The following is an 18,409-nucleotide window of genomic DNA, read 5'->3' as shown; positions in this document are numbered from 1 at the left end:
AGTCTCGCCTCCGAATCGCGGGAAGCCCTGCGCAAGAGACGCCATCGGCCTGCCATGCCGCCCAAACGCAAAAAAACCGCAACCTCTTGCGAGGTTGCGGCTTGTCACCACCGGGTTAATTCCGATGGATCTTCAGACCTGAACGCTTAGGACGCAAATTGCTCGGCAAGGATCGCACCGCTTTGTGTGTAATCACCAACCAACTTGATAGCCCAAGTGTATGGTTCAGACAAGCCCGAGCTAGCTTCAGCCTGACTGTAAATGTAGGTAAAGTCGGCTGTACCGTCAGAGTTCGTATCGATCCCTGTAACAAGTACGTCACTCATACCTTTAATGCCAAGAGCAGTCAAGTCCAGTTTAGTCCAGTTCTGAGCATCACCAGCGTTGGGGGATGTGGCCCCACCAACGAAGTCCTTAATTGTCCAAACAACACCAGCACTCTCAACGTCAGCACCTGGCACACCCGTCTTCGGCTTCACGAATTCAAAAATCGTGTTGAACTTGGAGGTTCCAGTCTGGTTAAGCTCCCAATCAAGTGCATATCCACCAACTTTGATCGTCACATCGAGAGCAGGCTTGGCGGCATGATTCTTCAGAGCACCAGTCACAGTACCGTTGTAGCCAGAGAAGTCGATGACATCCAAAGCCACATCCAAAGCATCAAGCGTCAGCGAGTCGTCATGGTTCTTGGCATCGCCGCCAACCACTTCCAGCGTACGGGCAGCAATACCCTTGCCAGTCCAGTCGGTAGCACCCGTTTCAACAAAGGTGCCAACGTGGTCGTCAGCATTCTTGCCTTCACGATCCAGCAGCTCCAGGTCGAAGTTGTACGTGTTGACTTCGCCAGCCACTTGTTTGGCAGTCAGATCCAGCTTGATGTTCTTGTAGCCGCCAACATAGAGCTTTTCAGCAGAGCCCTGCTCCCAATCAGTGGTTTCAGCGCCAGTGTCACGGAACTTGATGTTCACGGACTCTTTCGCGCCAGCGCCACGAATCGTGACGTTATCAGCCACATCTTTGGTATTCACGTCCACATTGATGGCGTTGCCCAAATGCGTCAGTTCCAAAGCACCGCTCGTGTTGGCGAGGATGAAGTCCGTCGCGCCGATCACCTTGGAAGCGTTGAACTTGCCAGCGGTTGCAGCAGCGTCACCGAACTGGATGGTTTCGAAGCCCAGCACCGTGGTGTCATCTGTCAATTGCAGAGCGCCATCGGTCAGGGTCAGCTTGTCCTTGCCAGCAGTACCCGTCAAGGTCACAGCAGCAGAAGAGCTGCCCGTATCCACCTTGGTCACGATATCCGCATCCAGTGTCAGGTCGAAGCCAGGCTTGCCTTCTTTCACAGCCAAGCCGGAAGCATTCACCACCAGGTTGGTGTAGTCAGCCGGATTCGCAGAAGCCGTGTTCGCAGCAGCCACAATCTTCGTCGTGAAAGCTTGCGTACCATTCACTGTGAAGTTGCCCACTTTCTCAGCAGACAAGACGGTAACTTCATTCGAAACATCACGCTGGCCCTTGGATTCGATCGTGAGATCGCGAACCTGGCTCAGATCAGCACCATTGTCGCCAAACGTCATGGCATCAACGGTGAGCTTGCCATCCTTACGTGCAGCGTTATCCAGCGTCACCGTAACGGCCGCCTTGTTTGCGCCATTCAGCGTCAACTCATTGAACACCTGATCCGCATTGCCATCCGTAACAGTCTGCTCCCTACCGGTCACCAACAGCTTGTCACCATTGAAGTCCACCAGCTTCGCGCCGCCAAACGCATCGGCGGTATGGCTCGGAGTCGTCGACGGCGGTACTACCTCCCAAATTTCATGCGGCTTGCCAGTGGCAACAATTACTTCCTCCACCGACTCAAGCGACGTGAACGTATGCGTTCCAACGACAGCCGGCCCTCCAATAGGACCACGAGTGGTACCACCGATTTCATAAACCTGCAAGTTCTTGAATTCGTTGGGCTTCAGCGCGCCAGCGCCCAAGCCAGCACCTTCCACCACGATGGTGTTGCGGCCTTCGCCACCGTCGATCTTGATCTGATCGAGCTTGTCAGCTTTCAAGACCAAGCGGTCATCACCCGCACCCAAATCGATCTTGCCGCGGAAGTCAGGATCGGCAGTCACAGCGCCATCAATGGAGATATTGAAGAGGTCCGCACCTTCGCCACCAACGTAAGCGAATTCAACAGGCTCTTTCACGTCTGGCCCAAGGTAGCGGTTCACAGCATCCGCCGTCAGAGCGATACCCAGATTCAGAGCGCCCGTAAAGCCCTCGGCGCTGATTTCACGTACGTTTGTAAAGCCATTGGCTTGCACGCGACCGTCGGTATTGGTGGACACTTCACCAACTTTCAGACCACCCTTGACGCCGTCTTCCAGGTGAGAAATCTTCACCTCGGCCAGATGCTGATCGCCTTTGAGGCTATGCTCAACTTCAGCCTTGGATTCGATCTTGCGCACCCAGCTCGAACCACCAACCTTCAGGTCGAACACTTCGATACCGCCTGCGCCAGCGGAACCAATGTTCACGCCACCACCTTGGCTGGTGGAGTGGCCAACCTTGTCCAGCACCAGTGTGGTGGAGACAGGCTCAGTCACGTCGGTCGCTTTGCCAACGCTTTGCGCCCACTTGATGTCACCTGAGGAAGGAACGATGTTGTTCTTGAACGTCCAACCGCCTTGCTTGAAGGTACCGCCAGCAGGATCCACCAAGGTCACTTCGTTGCCGCTCAGCGTGGCTTGCAGACCAGCCAGAGCAGGCTCTTTGGCCAGCTCGGCAGTCAGAGCAGCCATGAATTCGGCGTGGTTTTTGGCCTCACCAATGGCATCAGCACGCACGGTGTATTGCTTGCCAGCCAGTTCAAAGATAACGCCATCAGCAGGCACCTGGCTCAAGTCACCAGGCTTGCTGATGGAGTCGATCATCAGAGAGATGCTCGAATCCTTGGCGCGCGTATTGGCATGCAGCATGTCAGGATTAAAGAAGACGTTGAAGTCAACTTGCGTACCAGACGTTGGCGTTGCATCTGCACTACGGAAGCCCAACAGAGTCTCTTCAGGGCGGGTGCGCACATCTTCGATCTGAACCGTAGCACGGCTATTAACAGACCACCACTCTTTCACGCCGTAGAAATTCTCAGCGTCCACTTGGGAAGCGGTCAGAGTACCCGTACCACCACCACCGCTGGTAGCCTGCTCCAGCGCACGGATTTCGACAACCTCAACCCCTGTCACCGTCGGGTTAATGGCGGGAGCATTGGAGTGCGCACCAATCACTGTTTCAACCAAATCGGCTTGCAGCTTGGCGCCCTTGCCAGTCGCCAGGATCACGTCACCGCTGGCCAGCGTGTTGTTCAGGGAGCCGAGCATGTTTTGCTCAACAGGAGCCTTGAACACTGCGCCATCGGCATCGGAGAACAGCTTGTCGGCAGCCAGAGTCAATTGCGTACCCTGAACGCCACCATTGATGGGATCGGTGGGGGAGGCAACGGTCGTCTTGATGAAAGACTTGACTTGATCTTCAGAAACGCGGTTGACAGCATCCACGCCAGCGAGCCACTTGCGCACAGCCACCGCATCTTCAGCGTTGTAAGTCGCCAGAGCGCCAGCGCCATCCAGCTCAGGATCCAGCACCTTGGTGAACTTTTCTGCGGCATCCAGTTTGTTCTTGATAGCCGTCAGGTCATTGCCTTGAGCGCCGTTGAGGATATTCAGGGCAATGGTGCCAGGACCGAATGTGCCGGCCTTGAAGCCCTCAACGTAGTAATCCTTACCAGCCTGGTCAGGAGTCACGTTAAACAGCGCTTTGTACACAGCATCAATCACGTTACCAATGGTGGTTTCGTCAATCTTGCCGTACAGAGCAGTGGCTTCAGCCGAGTTTGCAAAGGCATCGATCACCTTGCTGATATCGCCACCGGCTTGCTCAACCTGGTCAGCCCAGTAAGTCAGACCACCAGGATCGGCAGGGCGCTGATAGAACGCGAGATAGATCTTTTGGACGTTGTCGAAATGATCAGAAACAGCCATGGGATTCTCCTATAGAGGCTTAGAAAAATTGCGAGTTTCCACCCGCCCCAGCCAACTGACCGAGACGGCAGATAGTTCACTAGTATGCAGATTCTTTTAGGCCCGTCAAGCCTAGAAATCATGCCCAATGGCCGGGAAACAGCTCGGCTGTTGTGTAAAACAGACTGCACCGCCCCACGACCAACGCGCCGAAAGGCCAAGTCGCTCACGGCTCGCCCGAGGATTGTATGCGCAAGTTGATAGCGCACAGGACTGGGGGCATGCAAAAAATACAATCCCTGCGCTGTGTCAGGAGCGGCATTGGAGAGGATTGCACGCACGCCGAAGCTGCGCTCGCCCAACGCGTGATAGCGTTGAAAAATCTCGTCATTTTCTTGAAGGGGATGCATTTTCCGGCGTGCAAACTCCCGGTTTTATCACCAGCGCATCTCCTGGATGAATTCATAACTCCCCTCATTCTCTTTTGCATTTTGTCTCCATGTCCTCTTCCACTTTTGCCGCGCACTCGCCCAACTTCCCGTGGAATCCGCGTCTGGCCCATTTGCGGTGCATGGCAGCGCTGCTGGTGTTGGCATTTCATGCGTTTCATCGTTTTTTCGGGTTATGGAAGCCGCAACCGCAGGCCTGGCCCATGGGGTGGCTGGCCGAGGGGCATACGGGGGTGAGCTTGTTTTTCGTGCTGTCGGGTTTTTTGTTCATGCGCATTGCCTTGCATGGGCAGGCTGCGCATGAGCCTGCACAAAGCGCGGGGCAGCAGCCCTGGCGGCTGGATTACTGGCGTTTCGTGCAAAACCGGGTGTTGCGCATTGCGCCGCTGTTTCTGGTGGTGTTTTTCGTGGCGATTTCCGTGGGACGGGACAAGTTTGCAGCGCAGGACGTGCTGTATGTGCTGTTCTCCAACCTGGGGCAAGCGCCAACGAGCAACTGGTTCATGACGGGTGCGGCGTGGACGATTTCGGTGGAGTTCACGTTTTATTTGGCGTTCCCGTTTCTGGCGCGCTTTGCCATGGCGCAGGGGCCGGGGTATTTGCTGCGGCTGGTGGGCTTGCTGCTGCTGTTCAAGCTGGGCGGATTCCTGGCCAGTGAGCGGCCTACGCATATGCTCTATTCCACCTTGCTGGGGCGGATGGATCAGTTTTTGATCGGGATGCTGGCGGCGCTGTGGTCTGTACAAGGGTGGTTTGCAGCTTCCTCCCTCAAAGAGCGAGCAACCTCTGGCCTGGCAGGCGTGCATGGCGGCTGGGTGCTGGCTGCGCTGGTGCTGATGTGGGCGCTGCTGGGGGCGCAGGCGCATTGGGCCAGCTACTTTTTGCCCCAACCACGCCAATGGGCCTGGGTGTTATGGCCTACGGTAGAAGCGGCGGGCTGGGCCGCGGTGATTGTGGCTTACGCGCACTGGCGCGGTTCGCTGGCAGGCCTGCTAGGCCGTGCAGGGATTTGGCTGGAGCGGATGCTGGAAAAGGGCGGCGAGATCAGCTTTTCTCTGTATCTGTGGCACGGGCTGGTGATTTTCTTGCTCGATGAGTTATGGCACCGTTGGACGGTGTGGCTGGGCTGGGCGCCCGTTTGGCCCGGGCCGTGGCAGCTACAGGCCCTGGGCATGGGGGCTTTGGTGCTGGTGTTGTCCTGGGGCGTTGCTACATGGAGCTATCGCACGATAGAGGCACCGTTTTTACAGCTACGGCGGCGGTATGTGTAAAGCGTGTTCTATCAACGCCCCACAAGCCGAGCCAGCTCCAGCACCGATAGCGGGGCTGAGCCTTCTGCTTTGTTGTTGATGGTCACGTAGGCGTTTTGCCCCGCACCGCAGGTGCCGGTGATGACGCGGGCGAGGTGGGTGCGGGTTTCGGGATCGGGGTCTTGCAGGCGGTCAAACGGGGCGTATTGCGACTTGGCGCTTTCGTAGCCATAGCCGCCGTGGCGGCGGTGCAGGTTCCAGCGGCAGACGAGTGGGCCGGGCCATAGCGCCCGCAGCAGGGGCAGTTGCTCTTCAATGGGCGGCATTTTGGCGTGCAGGCCCAAACAGTAGGTGACGGGGTTGCCGCTGGCTTGGCGCGCAGTGCGCACGGCTTGCGCCAGCAGCGGGGCGTGGGTGGGAGTTAAAAAGGCGGCGTCGCGCACTTCCAGCGCAATCACGCCATCGGGCGCTGTCGGGGCCAGCGGCGGCAGGGCCGCCAGCAGATGGCCGATGCGCTCAATCAATGCGGGCAAATCGCTCAACAGTGTGCGCGGCAAGGGGCTGAGTTGAAACACCAGCGCGCCGACTTTGTGGCCCAGCCCTTGCAGGGCGGGTTCGATGAATTCGCGCACAGCCAGCTCCGTATTCAAAAAGGCGGGGTTGGGCGCCATGCCACGCCCGCCTTCCGCGCGCACCAAGGCATCGCAGACTAGGCTCGGGCCTTTGACGACGAAGCGAAAGTCATCAGGCGTTTGCGCGGCATAGTGCGCGTATTGCTGGACGCTCAAGGGGCGGTAAAAGGCGCGATCCAGGCTGACGCTGCGCAGCAGCGGATGGGCGGCGTAGGCAGCCAGCCCGGCTTTGGAGAGCTGGCTTTCTGCATAGTCACCATCCCACACCAGCCCGGCCCAGCCGGGAAAGTGCCAGGATGAGGTACCCATGCGTAGCTGCTGCGGCAGGCGTGCGGCCAGCTCCATACAAGCCCAATCCGGTTTGGCAGGTTGTACGGCCGTCAAGGGGTTGATGCGCCCATTGGGCACGGGCATGGATTCGCCAACATCGGCAAAGAGTGAAGTTTGCTGCGGTGGGGAGTGGGAGGGCATGGCCAATGAAGGGTTGTGTATCTGTGCCAGTTTCCGTCACCTCTGCTGAGGTTGCGCAATGGCACCGACTGGCGTAGCGCGACAAGCCTTTGCCAGAGGCAAAAGCCATGAGCCATACCAAGCGCTGCTTTGCATCGGTGCTTATGCTTTCTGGCGCTCCTCTGCCATGGCCAGCAGGCCATCGAAGATCAGGCTTTCCACCAGCTCGAAAGGGCGCGTCATGCTGGGCGCCATTTTCCAGCCGGCGCCGCCGGTCATGATGCAGGCGGGCTCTTGGCCTGTGTGCTGTTGCAGGTGCTGGATCATGCGCTCCACCGCGCCCGCGATGGCGTAAGTGCCGCCGCTGGTGAGCGCATCGCTGGTGTTGGTGGGGAAGGGGGTGACCTGGCCCGTAGGCACATGCAAACCCGCAGTGCCCGACTCCAGCGCGCGCAGCATGATGCCGTGGCCAGGCAGGATCAGGCCGCCGAGGAAATGCCCTTGGGCATCAATGGCTTCCACCGTGACTGCCGTGCCCACCATGACCACGATGATGGGCCGCTGCTGGCCGCGCCGCAGCAGGCGGTTGCGTGCGCCCACCATGGCGACCCAGCGGTCGGCCCCCAGGCGAGCTGGGTGGTCGTAGCCATTGGTCATGCCTGCTATGTGTTTGCTTGCATGCACCCAGGATGGCTCGACACGCCAAATCTCCATTTGTTCGACCACACGCATGCGCACGGCATCGCCCGCCACCGCGCAGCCCAGCATGAGCGTAGGCTCGGGCAGGCCTCGCCAGTGGGTTTCCGAGAGGCGGTCCACGTGGTCGAGAAACTCCACACCCTGAGCCACGATGGGCGACCCCCAGCGCGCCTCGGCGTATAAAGCCCATTTGAGGCGGGTATTGCCGATGTCTATGGCAAGAAAGCTCATCCGCTGATCCCGAATTTGTTACAGTAAAAAAATGATAACCGCTGGGCTTGGCGGCTGCTCAAAGCAAATCGCAGGGCTGGCAGATTATCCAAGCCCAAGGGATGCTCTGCACATGGCGCTGCGCTGTATGCATCGGTGGTCCCAGGCCATCTACTTCGGGGTGCGGCTACGCCATGGCCCTATTGCGCTTGGCGCCCCATGCATTGGGCCAAAACCCATCCACAATCGTCGTCACAGCGCCACGTTTGATGTGGCTGTAAGCACTCTCATTTTTTGCAGGAGTTGAATCATGGAAAAACCTGGCTTGATTGCCCGGCTCGACCGCATGGGGTTGGTGTTACAGATCGTGATCGGCTTACTGGCCGGGGTGCTGGTGGGCTGGTTGGCGCGCGCTGCGGGGCTAGAGGCGCAAGTGGGCGAGGTAGGGCAACTGCTTGGTGGCCTGTTCGTGGGCGCGCTGAAGGCCGTAGCGCCTGTGTTGGTGTTTTTATTGGTGATGGCCGCCATTTCGCAACAGCGCAGCGGCCACCAGTCCAACATTCGCCCTATTTTGCTGCTGTATTTGGCGGGCACGTTTACCGCTGCACTTGTTGCCGTGAGCGCCAGCTTTGCGTTCCCCTCGACGCTCTCGTTCACGGGGGTCGAAGCAGCCAGCCGCGCAGCGCCGGGTGGTATTGGCGAGGTTTTGCGCAATGTGCTGATGAACGCGGTGGCCAACCCTGTGCATGCCCTGGCCAACGCCAATTACATCGGCATCCTGGTCTGGGCCGCGGTGCTGGGCACGGCCTTGCGCCACGCCAGCGATTCCACACGGGCTTTGGCGGCGGATTTGGCTGCGGCCGTGACGATGGTGGTGCGCTGGGTCATTCGCTTCGCTCCCTTGGGAATTTTTGGCCTGGTGCTCACCACCATCGTGGTGGAGGGCTTTGAGGGCATTGGACGGTATGCGCATTTGCTGGCCGTTCTGCTGGGGGCGATGGTGTTTGTGGCGGTGGTGGTCAACCCGTTGATTGCGTTTTTGCTGATGCGCAAAAACCCCTATCCGCTGGTGTGGACTTGCCTGCGCGAGAGTGGCGTGACGGCGTTTTTCACTCGCAGCTCGGCAGCCAACATCCCCGTGAACATGGCGCTGTGCAAAAAGCTGGGCCTGCGCGAGGAGACGTATTCCGTCTCCATCCCCCTGGGGGCCACCATCAACATGGCGGGCGCGGCCATCACGATCACGGTGCTGACGATGGCGGCCGTGCATACACTGGGCATTGAGGTGGACTTCTTGACGGCGCTGCTGCTGAGCGTGGTGGCGGCGCTGGGTGCATGCGGCGCTTCAGGCGTGGCGGGCGGTTCGCTGCTGCTCATTCCAATGGCGTGCAGCCTGTTTGCCATCGATAACAACCTGGCGATGCAGGTTGTGGGCGTGGGCTTCATCATTGGCGTGCTACAGGATTCGGCCGAGACAGCGCTGAACTCCTCCACTGATGTGCTGTTTACCGCCGTGGTGGACCGGGCCATGCGCGAGGGCTGAACGGAAAACCCAATTTTTCAAATCAAAGGAAAAATGAAAAATCCATTTCGGCATGATGACGTTGAAATTTTATTTTTATAAATAACCTTTGATTTGTAATTGAAAACCTCGTTCCCAACCACTGATTTTTTCTTGTGATGCACGCCTCCCCGCTTTCCGCCCCCTCTGTCCCGCCCGTGGCGCGCCGCCGCATGCTGGCGGGGCTGATCGGCCTCGCAGGTTTGGCCTTCGCTGGCGCGCCAGCGTGCTCGGCCTTGGCGCAATCGGCAGCAGAAGATGCCCTGTGGCAACTGAGCTTGCCCCAGCCCGATGGCACGCCGCTGGCCTTGCAAAGCCTGCGCGGCAAGCCCTTGATCGTCAACTTCTGGGCCACATGGTGTCCGCCCTGCGTGAAAGAAATGCCTTTGCTGGACCAATTCCACAAGCAGCAAGCCCACACTGCCAACGGCTGGCAAGTGGTGGGCATTGCCGTGGATTCGGCCGCCAAAGTGCAAGCCTTTGTGCAACGCTTGGAACTGGGCTTTCCGATCCTCGTCGCAGGCCCAAAAGGGCTGGAGCTGGCCAAGTCGTTGGGCGGCCAAGGCCCATTGCCGTTCACCGTCGTGATCGGTGCCGATGGGCGCGTGCTTGAGCGCAAGGCCGGCATGGTGCAGCCGGAAGACTTGGCGCGTTGGCAGACGCTTTGAGCGGTTGGTATCGGGCATCGTGATGGCACAACGCCTGCCCTTTTTGCGCTGGATTCGCCCGCGACCGAAGCAATGGCGCCAGGATTTTTTCGCGGCGTTGACGGTCGGTCTGATGCTGGTGCCGCAAGCCATCGCTTACGCTGCGCTGGCGGGCATGCCACTGGAGGCCGGACTGTATGCTGCCATCCTGCCGCTGGCGCTGGCAACGCTGCTGGCATCCTCGCCCCGACTGGGCACCGGCCCGACGGCGCTCACCGCTCTGATGGTGAGCGCGGCACTGGCGCCTCTGGCACAGCCGGGCAGCGCACAGTGGGTAACGTTGGCCATCTGGCTGGCGCTGCTCTCTGGCGCTATCCAGTTGGCCATGGGCTTGCTGCGCATGGATTGGTTGCAAAGCATCATTACCGTGCCCGTTCTCAGTGGCTTTTCCCACGCGGCAGCCCTACTCATCATCGGTTCACAAATTCCCACCCTCACGGGCGTGCCTTGGTCAACCTGGCGGCAAGCGCTGCAAGATAGCGCCGGGCTGGAGGCGTTGCTGGCCAGTCTCGACGGTTATGCATTGCTGTTCTCCAGCGTGGCAATCGCTGCTTTTCTGGGCGTCAAGCGGCTAGGCCACGCCATTCCCTGGACGGCATTGATCCTGGCCGTGGGAGCAACAGCCGCTTGGCTTTTGGGTTATGCCGATCACGGCAGCGCCGTCATCGGCCCCCTCTCGCTTGAGCTGCATAGCCTGCATTGGCCCCCCTGGCCTGGTTCTGGCACGGTGCTGGAGCTGCTTGTGCCTGCGCTGCTCATTGCCTTGATCAGTTTTGTCGAAGCGGCTGCCTCCGCCAAAACCGAGCACGCCTTGGCAGGCACACCGTGGCAGCCCGCGCAAGACCTCATCGCTCAAGGCGTGGCCAAGATCGCCTCCGGCCTGGCGGGAGGCTTTCCCATCAGCGCCTCATTTTCACGCTCGGCCGTTATTCACTACGCTGGCGCCCAAACTGGCTGGGTGAACTTATGGGCCTCACTACTGGTATTGATCGTGGCGCTGTGGTTTGCGCCTCTGTTGGCGCATGTGCCAATGGCTTTGCTGGCAGCGCTGGTAGTGGTTTCGGTCTATGGCTTGCTCAAACCACGCACGATTAGCCATTTCTGGGCGTTCTCTCGCGTTGAGGCAGGCATTGCCGTACTGACTTTGGTGGTGACTTTGCTGAGCGCGCCACATATTTATTGGGGCGTACTTGCGGGGCTACTGGCAAATTTGGCCTACTTCATGCATCAACATCTACGCCCGCGCATTGTGGAAGTGGGTTTGTTCCCCGAAGATGGCCGCCTGCGAGACCGTTTTCTATGGCAACTGGAGCCACTGTCGCCCTACGCGCTGGCGTTACGCCTGGATGGCCCCCTGGATTTTGCTACTGCCAGCGCATTGGAGCGCCGTGTAACGGCCAGGTGGGAGGCGGACGCACAACTGCACAGCATTTGTCTCATCGCATCCAGCATCCACAACATCGACACCACAGGGCTGGAGGCTTTGTTTTCCCTGCGCAATATGGCAGCCCAGCGCGGCGGCAAACTGTATCTGAGCGGCATGAAACTGCCACTGGAGCAGCGCCTGCGCCATATAGGATTGTTGAGCGACACGCACAGAGTGCAGGCCTTCCCATCTGATGCGGAAACTGTGCGAGGCTTGGCTCAGTTGCAGGCGCAATGAAACCGGTCATGGCCACACCACACACCTTTTACGGACCGTCATATCAGCCAAGCTTGCTCACATTGCCCTTGCGCTTGAAGCCAGTGCCGCATCAAGCCTGGGGAGCCTTTTTGTAGAATGGCCGACTCTGCTGCGCCGCTTTTCAAAGCTTGTCCCCATAGCACGGGGTGCAACGGCCTGCGAGCCATCTCAAACACCCTTTTGCACATTGTTGCTTTTGCCGTGCTACTCACGCCCGAAAAGGGCGCTACAAACGGGCGTTTGTGCCTTCCCCCTTTATGACTGTGGAAACCTCCCCGACTGCCTTGACCAAACCGTTGGTCGATATCCAGCGACTGAGTTTTGGTTATGGCGAGCGTCTGATCCTTGACGATGTCAGCTTGCAGGTGCCGCGCGGGCAGGTTACGGCCATCATGGGCGCATCCGGTGGAGGCAAGACAACCTTGCTACGCTTGATCAGCGGCCAGAATTTGCCCGCAGCGGGCACTGTTTTTTTTGATGGGGTGGACGTAGGCCAACAAAGCCAAGAGGGGCTATATGCCTTGCGTCGGCGCATGGGAATGCTGTTTCAGTTCGGCGCCTTGTTTACCGATATGACGGTTTTCGAGAACGTCGCATTCCCCTTGCGCGAGCATGCGCGCCTGCCTGAGGAAGTGCTGCGCGATGTGGTGCTGATGAAGCTCAACGCCGTCGGCCTGCGTGGCGCACGCGATTTGATGCCCAGCGAGATTTCCGGCGGCATGGCACGGCGCGTGGCACTGGCGCGGGCGATTGCACTGGATCCTGAACTCATTCTTTACGACGAACCGTTTGCAGGCCTAGACCCTATTGCGCTGGGAACGACGGCACGGCTGATCAGGCGACTCAATGACGCGCTGGGCACAACCAGTGTGCTGGTTTCGCATGACTTAGAGGAAACCTTCCAAATTGCCGATCACATCATCGTGCTCGCCAATGGCGCGATTGCCGTGCAAGGCTCGCCAGAGACGATCCGCCAAAGCCAGGACCCACTGGTACAGCAATTCGTGCAAGGCGCGTTCGATGGGCCAGTGCGTTTTCATTACCCTGGTGCGTCGCTGGATACTGATTTCGGCTTGGCCTCGCCCGTTTCCCCCGAAGAAAGGGGCACAAAATGAAATGGCTTCACCCCACGGAACTGGGCTTTCAAACCCGGCGTTTGCTCGCCAATTGGGGCTATGCCACGCGCCTGTTTGTGCGGCTTTGGCTGCCCGGGCTGCTGGCGCTTCGGCGCTTCGGACTGGTACGCGACCAGGTGTTTTTCCTGGGAAATCGCTCGCTGAGCATCATTGCTGTCTCGGGCCTGTTCGTGGGCTTTGTGCTGAGCTTGCAGGGTTATTACATCTTGCAGCGCTTTGGCTCCGCGCAAATGCTGGGGGTGATGGTGACGCTGAGCTTGATCCGCGAGTTGGGGCCGGTCGTCGCAGCACTGTTGTTTGCCGGGCGCGCTGGCACCTCGCTGACAGCGGAAATTGGCCTGATGCGCGCAGGCGAGCAACTCAGCGCCATGGAGATGATGGCGGTGGATCCGATCCAGCGCATTCTGGCGCCGAGATTTTGGGCGGGCGTGCTGGCCATGCCCTTGCTGGCCACGGTGTTCAACGCCGTAGGCGTAGTTGGCGGCTGGTTGGTGGGCGTGGTCATGCTGGGAGTGGATCCTGGCGCGTTCTGGAGCCAGATGCAAAGCGGCGTGGATGTATGGACCGATTTGGGCAATGGCCTGATCAAAAGCCTGGTGTTTGGCGTTGCCGTAACGTTCATCGCCTTGCTGCAAGGCTATGTGGCGCGCCCCACCCCCGAAGGCGTCGCCCAAGCAACCACGCGCACCGTAGTGATGGCATCGCTGAGCGTGCTGGCGCTGGACTTCTTGCTCACTGCTGTGATGTTCACCGTTTGATAGCGATGATTACGATAGCAGGCCGATAACAGGCTGCCGTCCATTTTGAAAACCAGAGGATTTCCCTTCATGCAACGCTCCAAAACCGATTTCTGGGTGGGCCTGTTCGTACTGATAGGCGCAGCGGCCTTGAGCTTTCTGGCCCTGCAAGCAGCCAATTTGCTGCAACTGAACTGGCGCACGCAGAACTACACCGTCTCCGCACACTTCGACAATATCGGCGGCCTTAAGCCTCGCGCTGCCGTGCGCAGCAGCGGCGTGGTTGTTGGGCGTGTGGCCGCCATCACGTATGACGACGCCTTGTACCGCGCCAAGGTAGTGTTGGAGCTGGACAAGCAATACCGCTTCTCACGCGACAGTGCGCTGAAAATCCTCACCAGCGGCCTGTTGGGCGATCAATACATCGGCCTGGAGCCTGGCTACGAGGATGAAAACCTCCAGGATGGCGACACGATTACAGCCACGCAATCGGCCATCGTGCTGGAGAACTTGATCTCCGCCTTTATGTTCAACAAGGCTGCCGAGCCTGCGCCCGCTGCCACCGCAGCGCCACCTGATGGCTCGGCCTCAACCGATAGCCGCTAACCCCAATCAGGCCCCTCATGAGAACAACAATGCCTACGACCAAGCCCCCACTCCACCGCCACCTGCTGGCCGCTGCCTTGGCCTGCATGCTGGCCGCCTGCTCCACCACCGGCGGGCTGAGCCAGGATCCGCGTGATCCTTACGAGTCCTTTAACCGCAGCATGTACCGCTTCAACGACGGGCTGGATCGTGCCGTTCTCAAACCCGTTGCCAGCGGCTACCAAGCCATCGTGCCCGCGCCGGTGCGCACGGGCGTGGGCAACTTCTTTGGCAATCTCGGCGATGTGCGCTCATTTGCCAATAACGTGCTGCAACTCAAGGGCGAAGCGGCCATGAGCAGCTTGTTCCGCGTGCTGGTCAATTCCACCTTTGGCTTGGGCGGCGTGTTGGATGTGGCAAGCGAAATGCGCTTGCAGCGCTACAAGAATGACTTTGGCTTGACCTTAGGCCATTGGGGCATGGCCTCTGGCCCATATCTGGTGCTGCCACTGCTGGGGCCATCCAGCGTGCGCGATACCGCTGGATTGCCGGTGGATTATTTCTCGTACCCATTGACGTACCTGGAGCCGGCATCCCACGGCTATGCGCTGCGGGGCGTGGAGATCGTCAACACCCGCGCCAATTTGCTGCGTGCGGGCGATACGCTGGATCAGGCCGCGCTGGATCGCTACATCATGCTGCGCGATATTTACCTGGCGCAACGCGAGCGCGCGCTGGGCCAGCAAAGCAGCGATGGCCGCCTGGACGACGACGAGAACAGCGGTCGCCTGCCCGATGAGGAGGAGGACGCCATGCCACCAGCGGCAGCGTCTGCGCAAGACCCCAAAACTACAAATCAATAGGAAATATTTTTAATGAAAAACACCTTGTTTCGGCATGATGACATTGAAGGCGAAGTTAAAAATATTTCCTTTGAATGGAAAACTCATCAATCCACGATAGCAAGCACACCACTGGCCTGCGTGGGTGCATAAAGCACTGGCACAAACTGATACTTTCCGGGCGGCACGCCCACAACCTGATTCACCACCGCGATGGGAGGAATGCAACCATGATCCGCACTTTCAAACTTTGGCTGGCAAGCGCAGCCTTGACCACAACCGCCTTAATGGGTGCATCGCCCGCCCGGGCTGCCGACCTGGCGCCCGATGCCATGGTTGAAAAAGTCACTTCCGAGGTGCTGAAGGAAATTCACAGCAACCAAGCAGTCAAATCCGGCAACATTGCCGCCGCCTCCGAGGCGGTTGATCGCGTCGTCATGCCGCATTTGGACTTTCAACGCATGACGGCAGCGGCCGTTGGCCCGACCTGGCGCAACGCCACGCCACAGCAGCGCCAGGAAATCGTGGCGGAGTTCAAGGCCATGCTCATCCGCACCTATGCCGGCTCGCTGGATCAAGTGGGCCAGCTCCAGGTGGCGCTGCTGCCCATGCGCGCCCAAGCCGATGCGAACGACGTGCTGGTGCGCTCTGAAGTGCGTGGCGGCGAACAGCCCATCCAGTTGGATTACCGGCTGAAAAAAACCCCCGGCCAAGGCTATGGCTGGAAGATCTACAACGTCAACGTCATGGGCGCATGGATTGTCGATTCCTACCGCAGCCAGTTCCAACAGGAAATCAGCGCTGGCGGCCTGGATGGTTTGATTCGCACGCTACGCAGCAAGAATCAATAATTGCTCCACTCAAAGAGATCACGCAAACCCTCCGATGGCATGAAGAGCCTGTCATCGGAGGGTTTTCGTTTTCCCGTTGCATGGTAAACACTTGCGACTCACTGAACGCGCTCCATGAGAACCCCTGCCATTGACCCCAAAGTCATTGCCACCTTGCCCATTTTTTGCAGCGTGTTTGTAGCCGCATCGCTGCTGTGGTATGTCCAAGCGCCACACTTGACGATGCCGTTTGTTCTCGGCATCGTCGCTGGCGGTCTGGTCGATCTGGATAACGGCCTGACAGGTCGGCTGAAAAACATTTTCCACACCGCGCTGGCGTTCTCGCTTTCCTCGCTATCCGTGCAATGGGCTATGGGGAACGGGCCTATGCTCACCATGGTCATGGTGGGGCTCACTTTTGTTTTCACCATGCTGGGCGCCGTGGGGCTGCGCTACCGCACCATTGCCTTTGGCGCACTGGCCGTCGCCACCTACACCATGCTGACCCATGCGCCGCAAATGGCTTGGTACACCAATCCGGCGCTGATTTTGCTGGGCACCTTGCTCTACAGCAGCCTCACACTGCTCTTGCACCTGCTGCTGCCCAACCGCCCTGTACAAGAAAACATGGCCAACGCCTACGCAGCGCTGGCAGCCTATTTCGATGCCAAAGCCGGTTTTTTTGATCCAGATGAAGATCAGGATGGGCTCGAGGGCCATCAAATCGATCTCGCCATGCAAAACCGCAATGTGATTGAGGCCTTCAACCAATGCCGCAGCGCATTGTTCTACCGCATGCGCGGCCAGCATCGCCACCCACGCACCACGCGCATGCTGCGCTACTACTTCACCGCACAGGATATGCATGAGCGCATCAGCTCTACCCATGTCGATTACCGCGACTTGGCCCAGCGACTCGCGCACACCGATGTGATTTTTCGTATCCATCGCTTGCTCGAATTGCAAGGCCAAGCCTGCCGGGATATAGCCGAAAGCCTGCGCAGCGGCCAGCCTTACCAATACAGCCCGCGCTTAGCTCGCGCAGTGAAAGGTTGCCAGCAATCACTTACCCTGTATGCGCAAAACCTGCACGACTCCAACGAGCATGTGTTGACCTTACAACGATTGTTGGACAACCTCTACGCCATCGACCACCAGCTCAGCCATCTCAACAACCATATCGACGGCACCCTCAATGACACACAGGATGCCTCACCACCCGATCGCACCCGCATTGCTGCGCAAGAGCCAATCGGCTGGCGCAATGCCTGGCGTGCCGTGCGCAAGCAGTTGAATTTGGAGTCAGCCGTATTTCGCCATGCTGTACGCTTAAGTGTCGTGGTCGTACTCTGTAGCGCCGTCGTACAAGTATTCGATCTTGAAATGGGCTATTGGATTTTGCTCACCGCATTGTTTGTTTGTCAGCCCAATTACTCCGTAACCAAACGCCGGGTGGTGCAACGTATTGTTGGCACAGTCTTAGGCGTTATCGTCGGCTCACTGCTGCCATATTTCACCCCATCAGTAGAAACCAAGCTGTGGATCGTCATCGCCTCCACTACGCTGTTTTTCTTTTTCCGCACCAACAAGTACAGCTTCTCCACATTCTTCATCACCATCCAGGCATTGATGGGCATGTCACTGATGGAAATGGATATTTACGCCGCAATGCCCGTTCGGATTGTCGACACACTGATTGGAACCGTTATTGCCTGGCTGGCCGTTTCCCTGCTATGGCCAGATTGGCACTACCTCACACTTGGCCGTACCGCCGCACAAGCCATGGCTAGCAACGGCGCGTATCTGCATCAAATCGCAGAACAACTGCGCTACGGACGAATCGACGATATTGCCTATCGCACTGCGCGCCGCCAAGCCCATGAGAAAGCAGCCGCTCTTAGCAGCACAGTTTCTGACATGAGCAGCGAACCCCGGAAATACCGTGATCACCTGCAAGATGGCTTTCACTTACTCAAAAGCAACTATGCACTGATAGGCTACATTTCTGCTCTTGGTGCGTACCGCAGCGCTCAAGGGCACTTTGAACATCGCAGTCTAAGCCCATCATCTGCAAAAACCTCTTCAGACTGCATAACGCAAGAGGAAGCCGCATTTGCCGCAAGCTGTTTTGAAATCGCACATCAAACAGCCGATGTACTTCAAAACCTTGCCCAACTTGACAGCACCACTTTCGACACAAGCAACAAGGCCATTCAAGATGGGCTGCAAACCTTGCAAGGCCAAATACAAAGTGCGCGTCAAAGCCGCATCCTTTGGCAGCAGCTAGACATGATTACCCGACAGCTTGCCCCTTGCCGCTCCATGCTTATGCGCGCGACCTCAATGGGATAAACCGGAGTCATCAAATGCCACTTGGGAAGTTTTACTTACACAGCAGAGTGGCTTGAGTCTCTCAAAACAGCAGGCTCAACTAAACCCTTGGTGAAACACACTGAGAGCGATGACGGCTGTACGTGTATCCGTTTAGCACGGTTTAAAAGCTGTGGACTTAGGTTATTTGCGCGCAATTTATTTGGAGGAATAGATTTTTTATGTCTGGATTGATGGGTATTGGGCGATTTTTATTTTTCATAAGTAAAACCCCTCAAGGCTTGATGTCTTGAGGG

The 18,409-nt window shown here is 58.3% G+C and carries 13 protein-coding genes; 10 read left to right on the top strand and 3 right to left on the bottom strand.

Annotated features, from left to right (window positions below; genetic code table 11):
* Positions 1 to 146 precede the first annotated feature (146 nt).
* Positions 147 to 4,031 (bottom strand): DUF4214 domain-containing protein, encoded by a 3,885-nt coding sequence (locus tag EBQ26_RS11750; protein WP_122239395.1) that lies wholly within the window; start codon positions 4,029 to 4,031, stop codon positions 147 to 149.
* A 478-nt stretch (positions 4,032 to 4,509) separates the two neighbouring features.
* Here EBQ26_RS11750 and EBQ26_RS11745 point away from each other — a divergent pair, with 478 nt between their 5' ends.
* Positions 4,510 to 5,730, top strand: a complete 1,221-nt coding sequence (locus EBQ26_RS11745) for an acyltransferase family protein (RefSeq protein ID WP_122239393.1) — start codon at positions 4,510 to 4,512, stop codon at positions 5,728 to 5,730.
* An 11-nt stretch (positions 5,731 to 5,741) separates the two neighbouring features.
* Here EBQ26_RS11745 and EBQ26_RS11740 read toward each other — a convergent pair whose 3' ends face one another.
* Positions 5,742 to 6,812, bottom strand: a complete 1,071-nt coding sequence (locus EBQ26_RS11740; RefSeq protein WP_122239391.1) for a DUF72 domain-containing protein — start codon at positions 6,810 to 6,812, stop codon at positions 5,742 to 5,744.
* A gap of 141 nt (positions 6,813 to 6,953) precedes the next feature.
* Positions 6,954 to 7,721: a type III pantothenate kinase gene (locus tag EBQ26_RS11735; RefSeq protein ID WP_122239389.1), complete on the bottom strand. Its 768-nt coding sequence runs from the start codon at positions 7,719 to 7,721 to the stop codon at positions 6,954 to 6,956.
* A gap of 289 nt (positions 7,722 to 8,010) precedes the next feature.
* On the opposite strand from EBQ26_RS11735, the gene sstT reads away from it, so the two are divergent.
* From sstT to yccS, 9 genes are all read left to right on the top strand, one after another.
* The gene (gene sstT / locus EBQ26_RS11730; RefSeq protein ID WP_122239387.1) at positions 8,011 to 9,243 is read left to right on the top strand and encodes a serine/threonine transporter SstT; all 1,233 of its coding nucleotides are present in this window, start codon (positions 8,011 to 8,013) and stop codon (positions 9,241 to 9,243) included.
* A 137-nt stretch (positions 9,244 to 9,380) separates the two neighbouring features.
* A complete protein-coding gene (locus EBQ26_RS11725; RefSeq protein ID WP_122239385.1) occupies positions 9,381 to 9,929 on the top strand; it encodes a TlpA family protein disulfide reductase in 549 nt (182 codons plus the stop codon).
* A gap of 22 nt (positions 9,930 to 9,951) precedes the next feature.
* Positions 9,952 to 11,631, top strand: coding sequence for a SulP family inorganic anion transporter (locus tag EBQ26_RS11720; RefSeq protein ID WP_122239383.1), 1,680 nt, complete (start codon positions 9,952 to 9,954; stop codon positions 11,629 to 11,631).
* Between the two features lie 278 nt (positions 11,632 to 11,909).
* Positions 11,910 to 12,767 (top strand): ABC transporter ATP-binding protein, encoded by an 858-nt coding sequence (locus tag EBQ26_RS11715; RefSeq protein WP_122239381.1) that lies wholly within the window; start codon positions 11,910 to 11,912, stop codon positions 12,765 to 12,767.
* On the top strand, positions 12,764 to 13,546 hold the full coding sequence (gene mlaE, locus EBQ26_RS11710; RefSeq protein ID WP_122239379.1) for a lipid asymmetry maintenance ABC transporter permease subunit MlaE: 783 nt from the start codon (positions 12,764 to 12,766) through the stop codon (positions 13,544 to 13,546). Before EBQ26_RS11715 ends, mlaE begins: the two co-directional genes overlap by 4 nt.
* A gap of 69 nt (positions 13,547 to 13,615) precedes the next feature.
* A complete protein-coding gene (mlaD, locus tag EBQ26_RS11705) occupies positions 13,616 to 14,131 on the top strand; it encodes an outer membrane lipid asymmetry maintenance protein MlaD (protein WP_122239377.1) in 516 nt (171 codons plus the stop codon).
* Between the two features lie 29 nt (positions 14,132 to 14,160).
* Positions 14,161 to 14,973 (top strand): MlaA family lipoprotein, encoded by an 813-nt coding sequence (locus EBQ26_RS11700; RefSeq protein ID WP_122239375.1) that lies wholly within the window; start codon positions 14,161 to 14,163, stop codon positions 14,971 to 14,973.
* Between the two features lie 209 nt (positions 14,974 to 15,182).
* Entirely contained in the window at positions 15,183 to 15,803 is a 621-nt protein-coding gene (locus tag EBQ26_RS11695; protein WP_122239374.1) for an MlaC/ttg2D family ABC transporter substrate-binding protein, read from the top strand.
* A 114-nt stretch (positions 15,804 to 15,917) separates the two neighbouring features.
* Positions 15,918 to 18,134 carry a YccS family putative transporter gene (gene yccS, locus EBQ26_RS11690; protein WP_122239372.1) on the top strand — a complete coding sequence of 739 codons (2,217 nt, stop codon included), beginning with the start codon at positions 15,918 to 15,920 and terminating at the stop codon, positions 18,132 to 18,134.
* Positions 18,135 to 18,409 lie beyond the last annotated feature (275 nt).

It is taken from the genome of Allofranklinella schreckenbergeri, from assembly GCF_003703475.1.
GTDB lineage: Bacteria > Pseudomonadota > Gammaproteobacteria > Burkholderiales > Burkholderiaceae_C > Lampropedia > Lampropedia schreckenbergeri.
The sequence above is the reverse complement of the archived record's forward strand: the minus strand, read 5'-3'. Positions and strand labels throughout refer to the sequence as shown.

Excerpts from the sequence above, each read along its gene's own strand:
- EBQ26_RS11725 (WP_122239385.1), top strand. The coding sequence starts at position 9,381 with ATGCACGCCTCCCCGCTTTCCGCCCCCTCTGTCCCGCCCGTGGCGCGC.
- EBQ26_RS11740 (WP_122239391.1), bottom strand. The coding sequence starts at position 6,812 with ATGCCCTCCCACTCCCCACCGCAGCAAACTTCACTCTTTGCCGATGTT.
- EBQ26_RS11715 (WP_122239381.1), top strand. The coding sequence starts at position 11,910 with ATGACTGTGGAAACCTCCCCGACTGCCTTGACCAAACCGTTGGTCGAT.
- EBQ26_RS11745 (WP_122239393.1), top strand. The coding sequence starts at position 4,510 with ATGTCCTCTTCCACTTTTGCCGCGCACTCGCCCAACTTCCCGTGGAAT.
- EBQ26_RS11750 (WP_122239395.1), bottom strand. The coding sequence starts at position 4,031 with ATGGCTGTTTCTGATCATTTCGACAACGTCCAAAAGATCTATCTCGCG.
- EBQ26_RS11695 (WP_122239374.1), top strand. The coding sequence starts at position 15,183 with ATGATCCGCACTTTCAAACTTTGGCTGGCAAGCGCAGCCTTGACCACA.
- sstT (WP_122239387.1), top strand. The coding sequence starts at position 8,011 with ATGGAAAAACCTGGCTTGATTGCCCGGCTCGACCGCATGGGGTTGGTG.
- yccS (WP_122239372.1), top strand. The coding sequence starts at position 15,918 with ATGAGAACCCCTGCCATTGACCCCAAAGTCATTGCCACCTTGCCCATT.
- EBQ26_RS11735 (WP_122239389.1), bottom strand. The coding sequence starts at position 7,721 with ATGAGCTTTCTTGCCATAGACATCGGCAATACCCGCCTCAAATGGGCT.
- mlaD (WP_122239377.1), top strand. The coding sequence starts at position 13,616 with ATGCAACGCTCCAAAACCGATTTCTGGGTGGGCCTGTTCGTACTGATA.
- EBQ26_RS11700 (WP_122239375.1), top strand. The coding sequence starts at position 14,161 with ATGCCTACGACCAAGCCCCCACTCCACCGCCACCTGCTGGCCGCTGCC.
- mlaE (WP_122239379.1), top strand. The coding sequence starts at position 12,764 with ATGAAATGGCTTCACCCCACGGAACTGGGCTTTCAAACCCGGCGTTTG.
- EBQ26_RS11720 (WP_122239383.1), top strand. The coding sequence starts at position 9,952 with ATGGCACAACGCCTGCCCTTTTTGCGCTGGATTCGCCCGCGACCGAAG.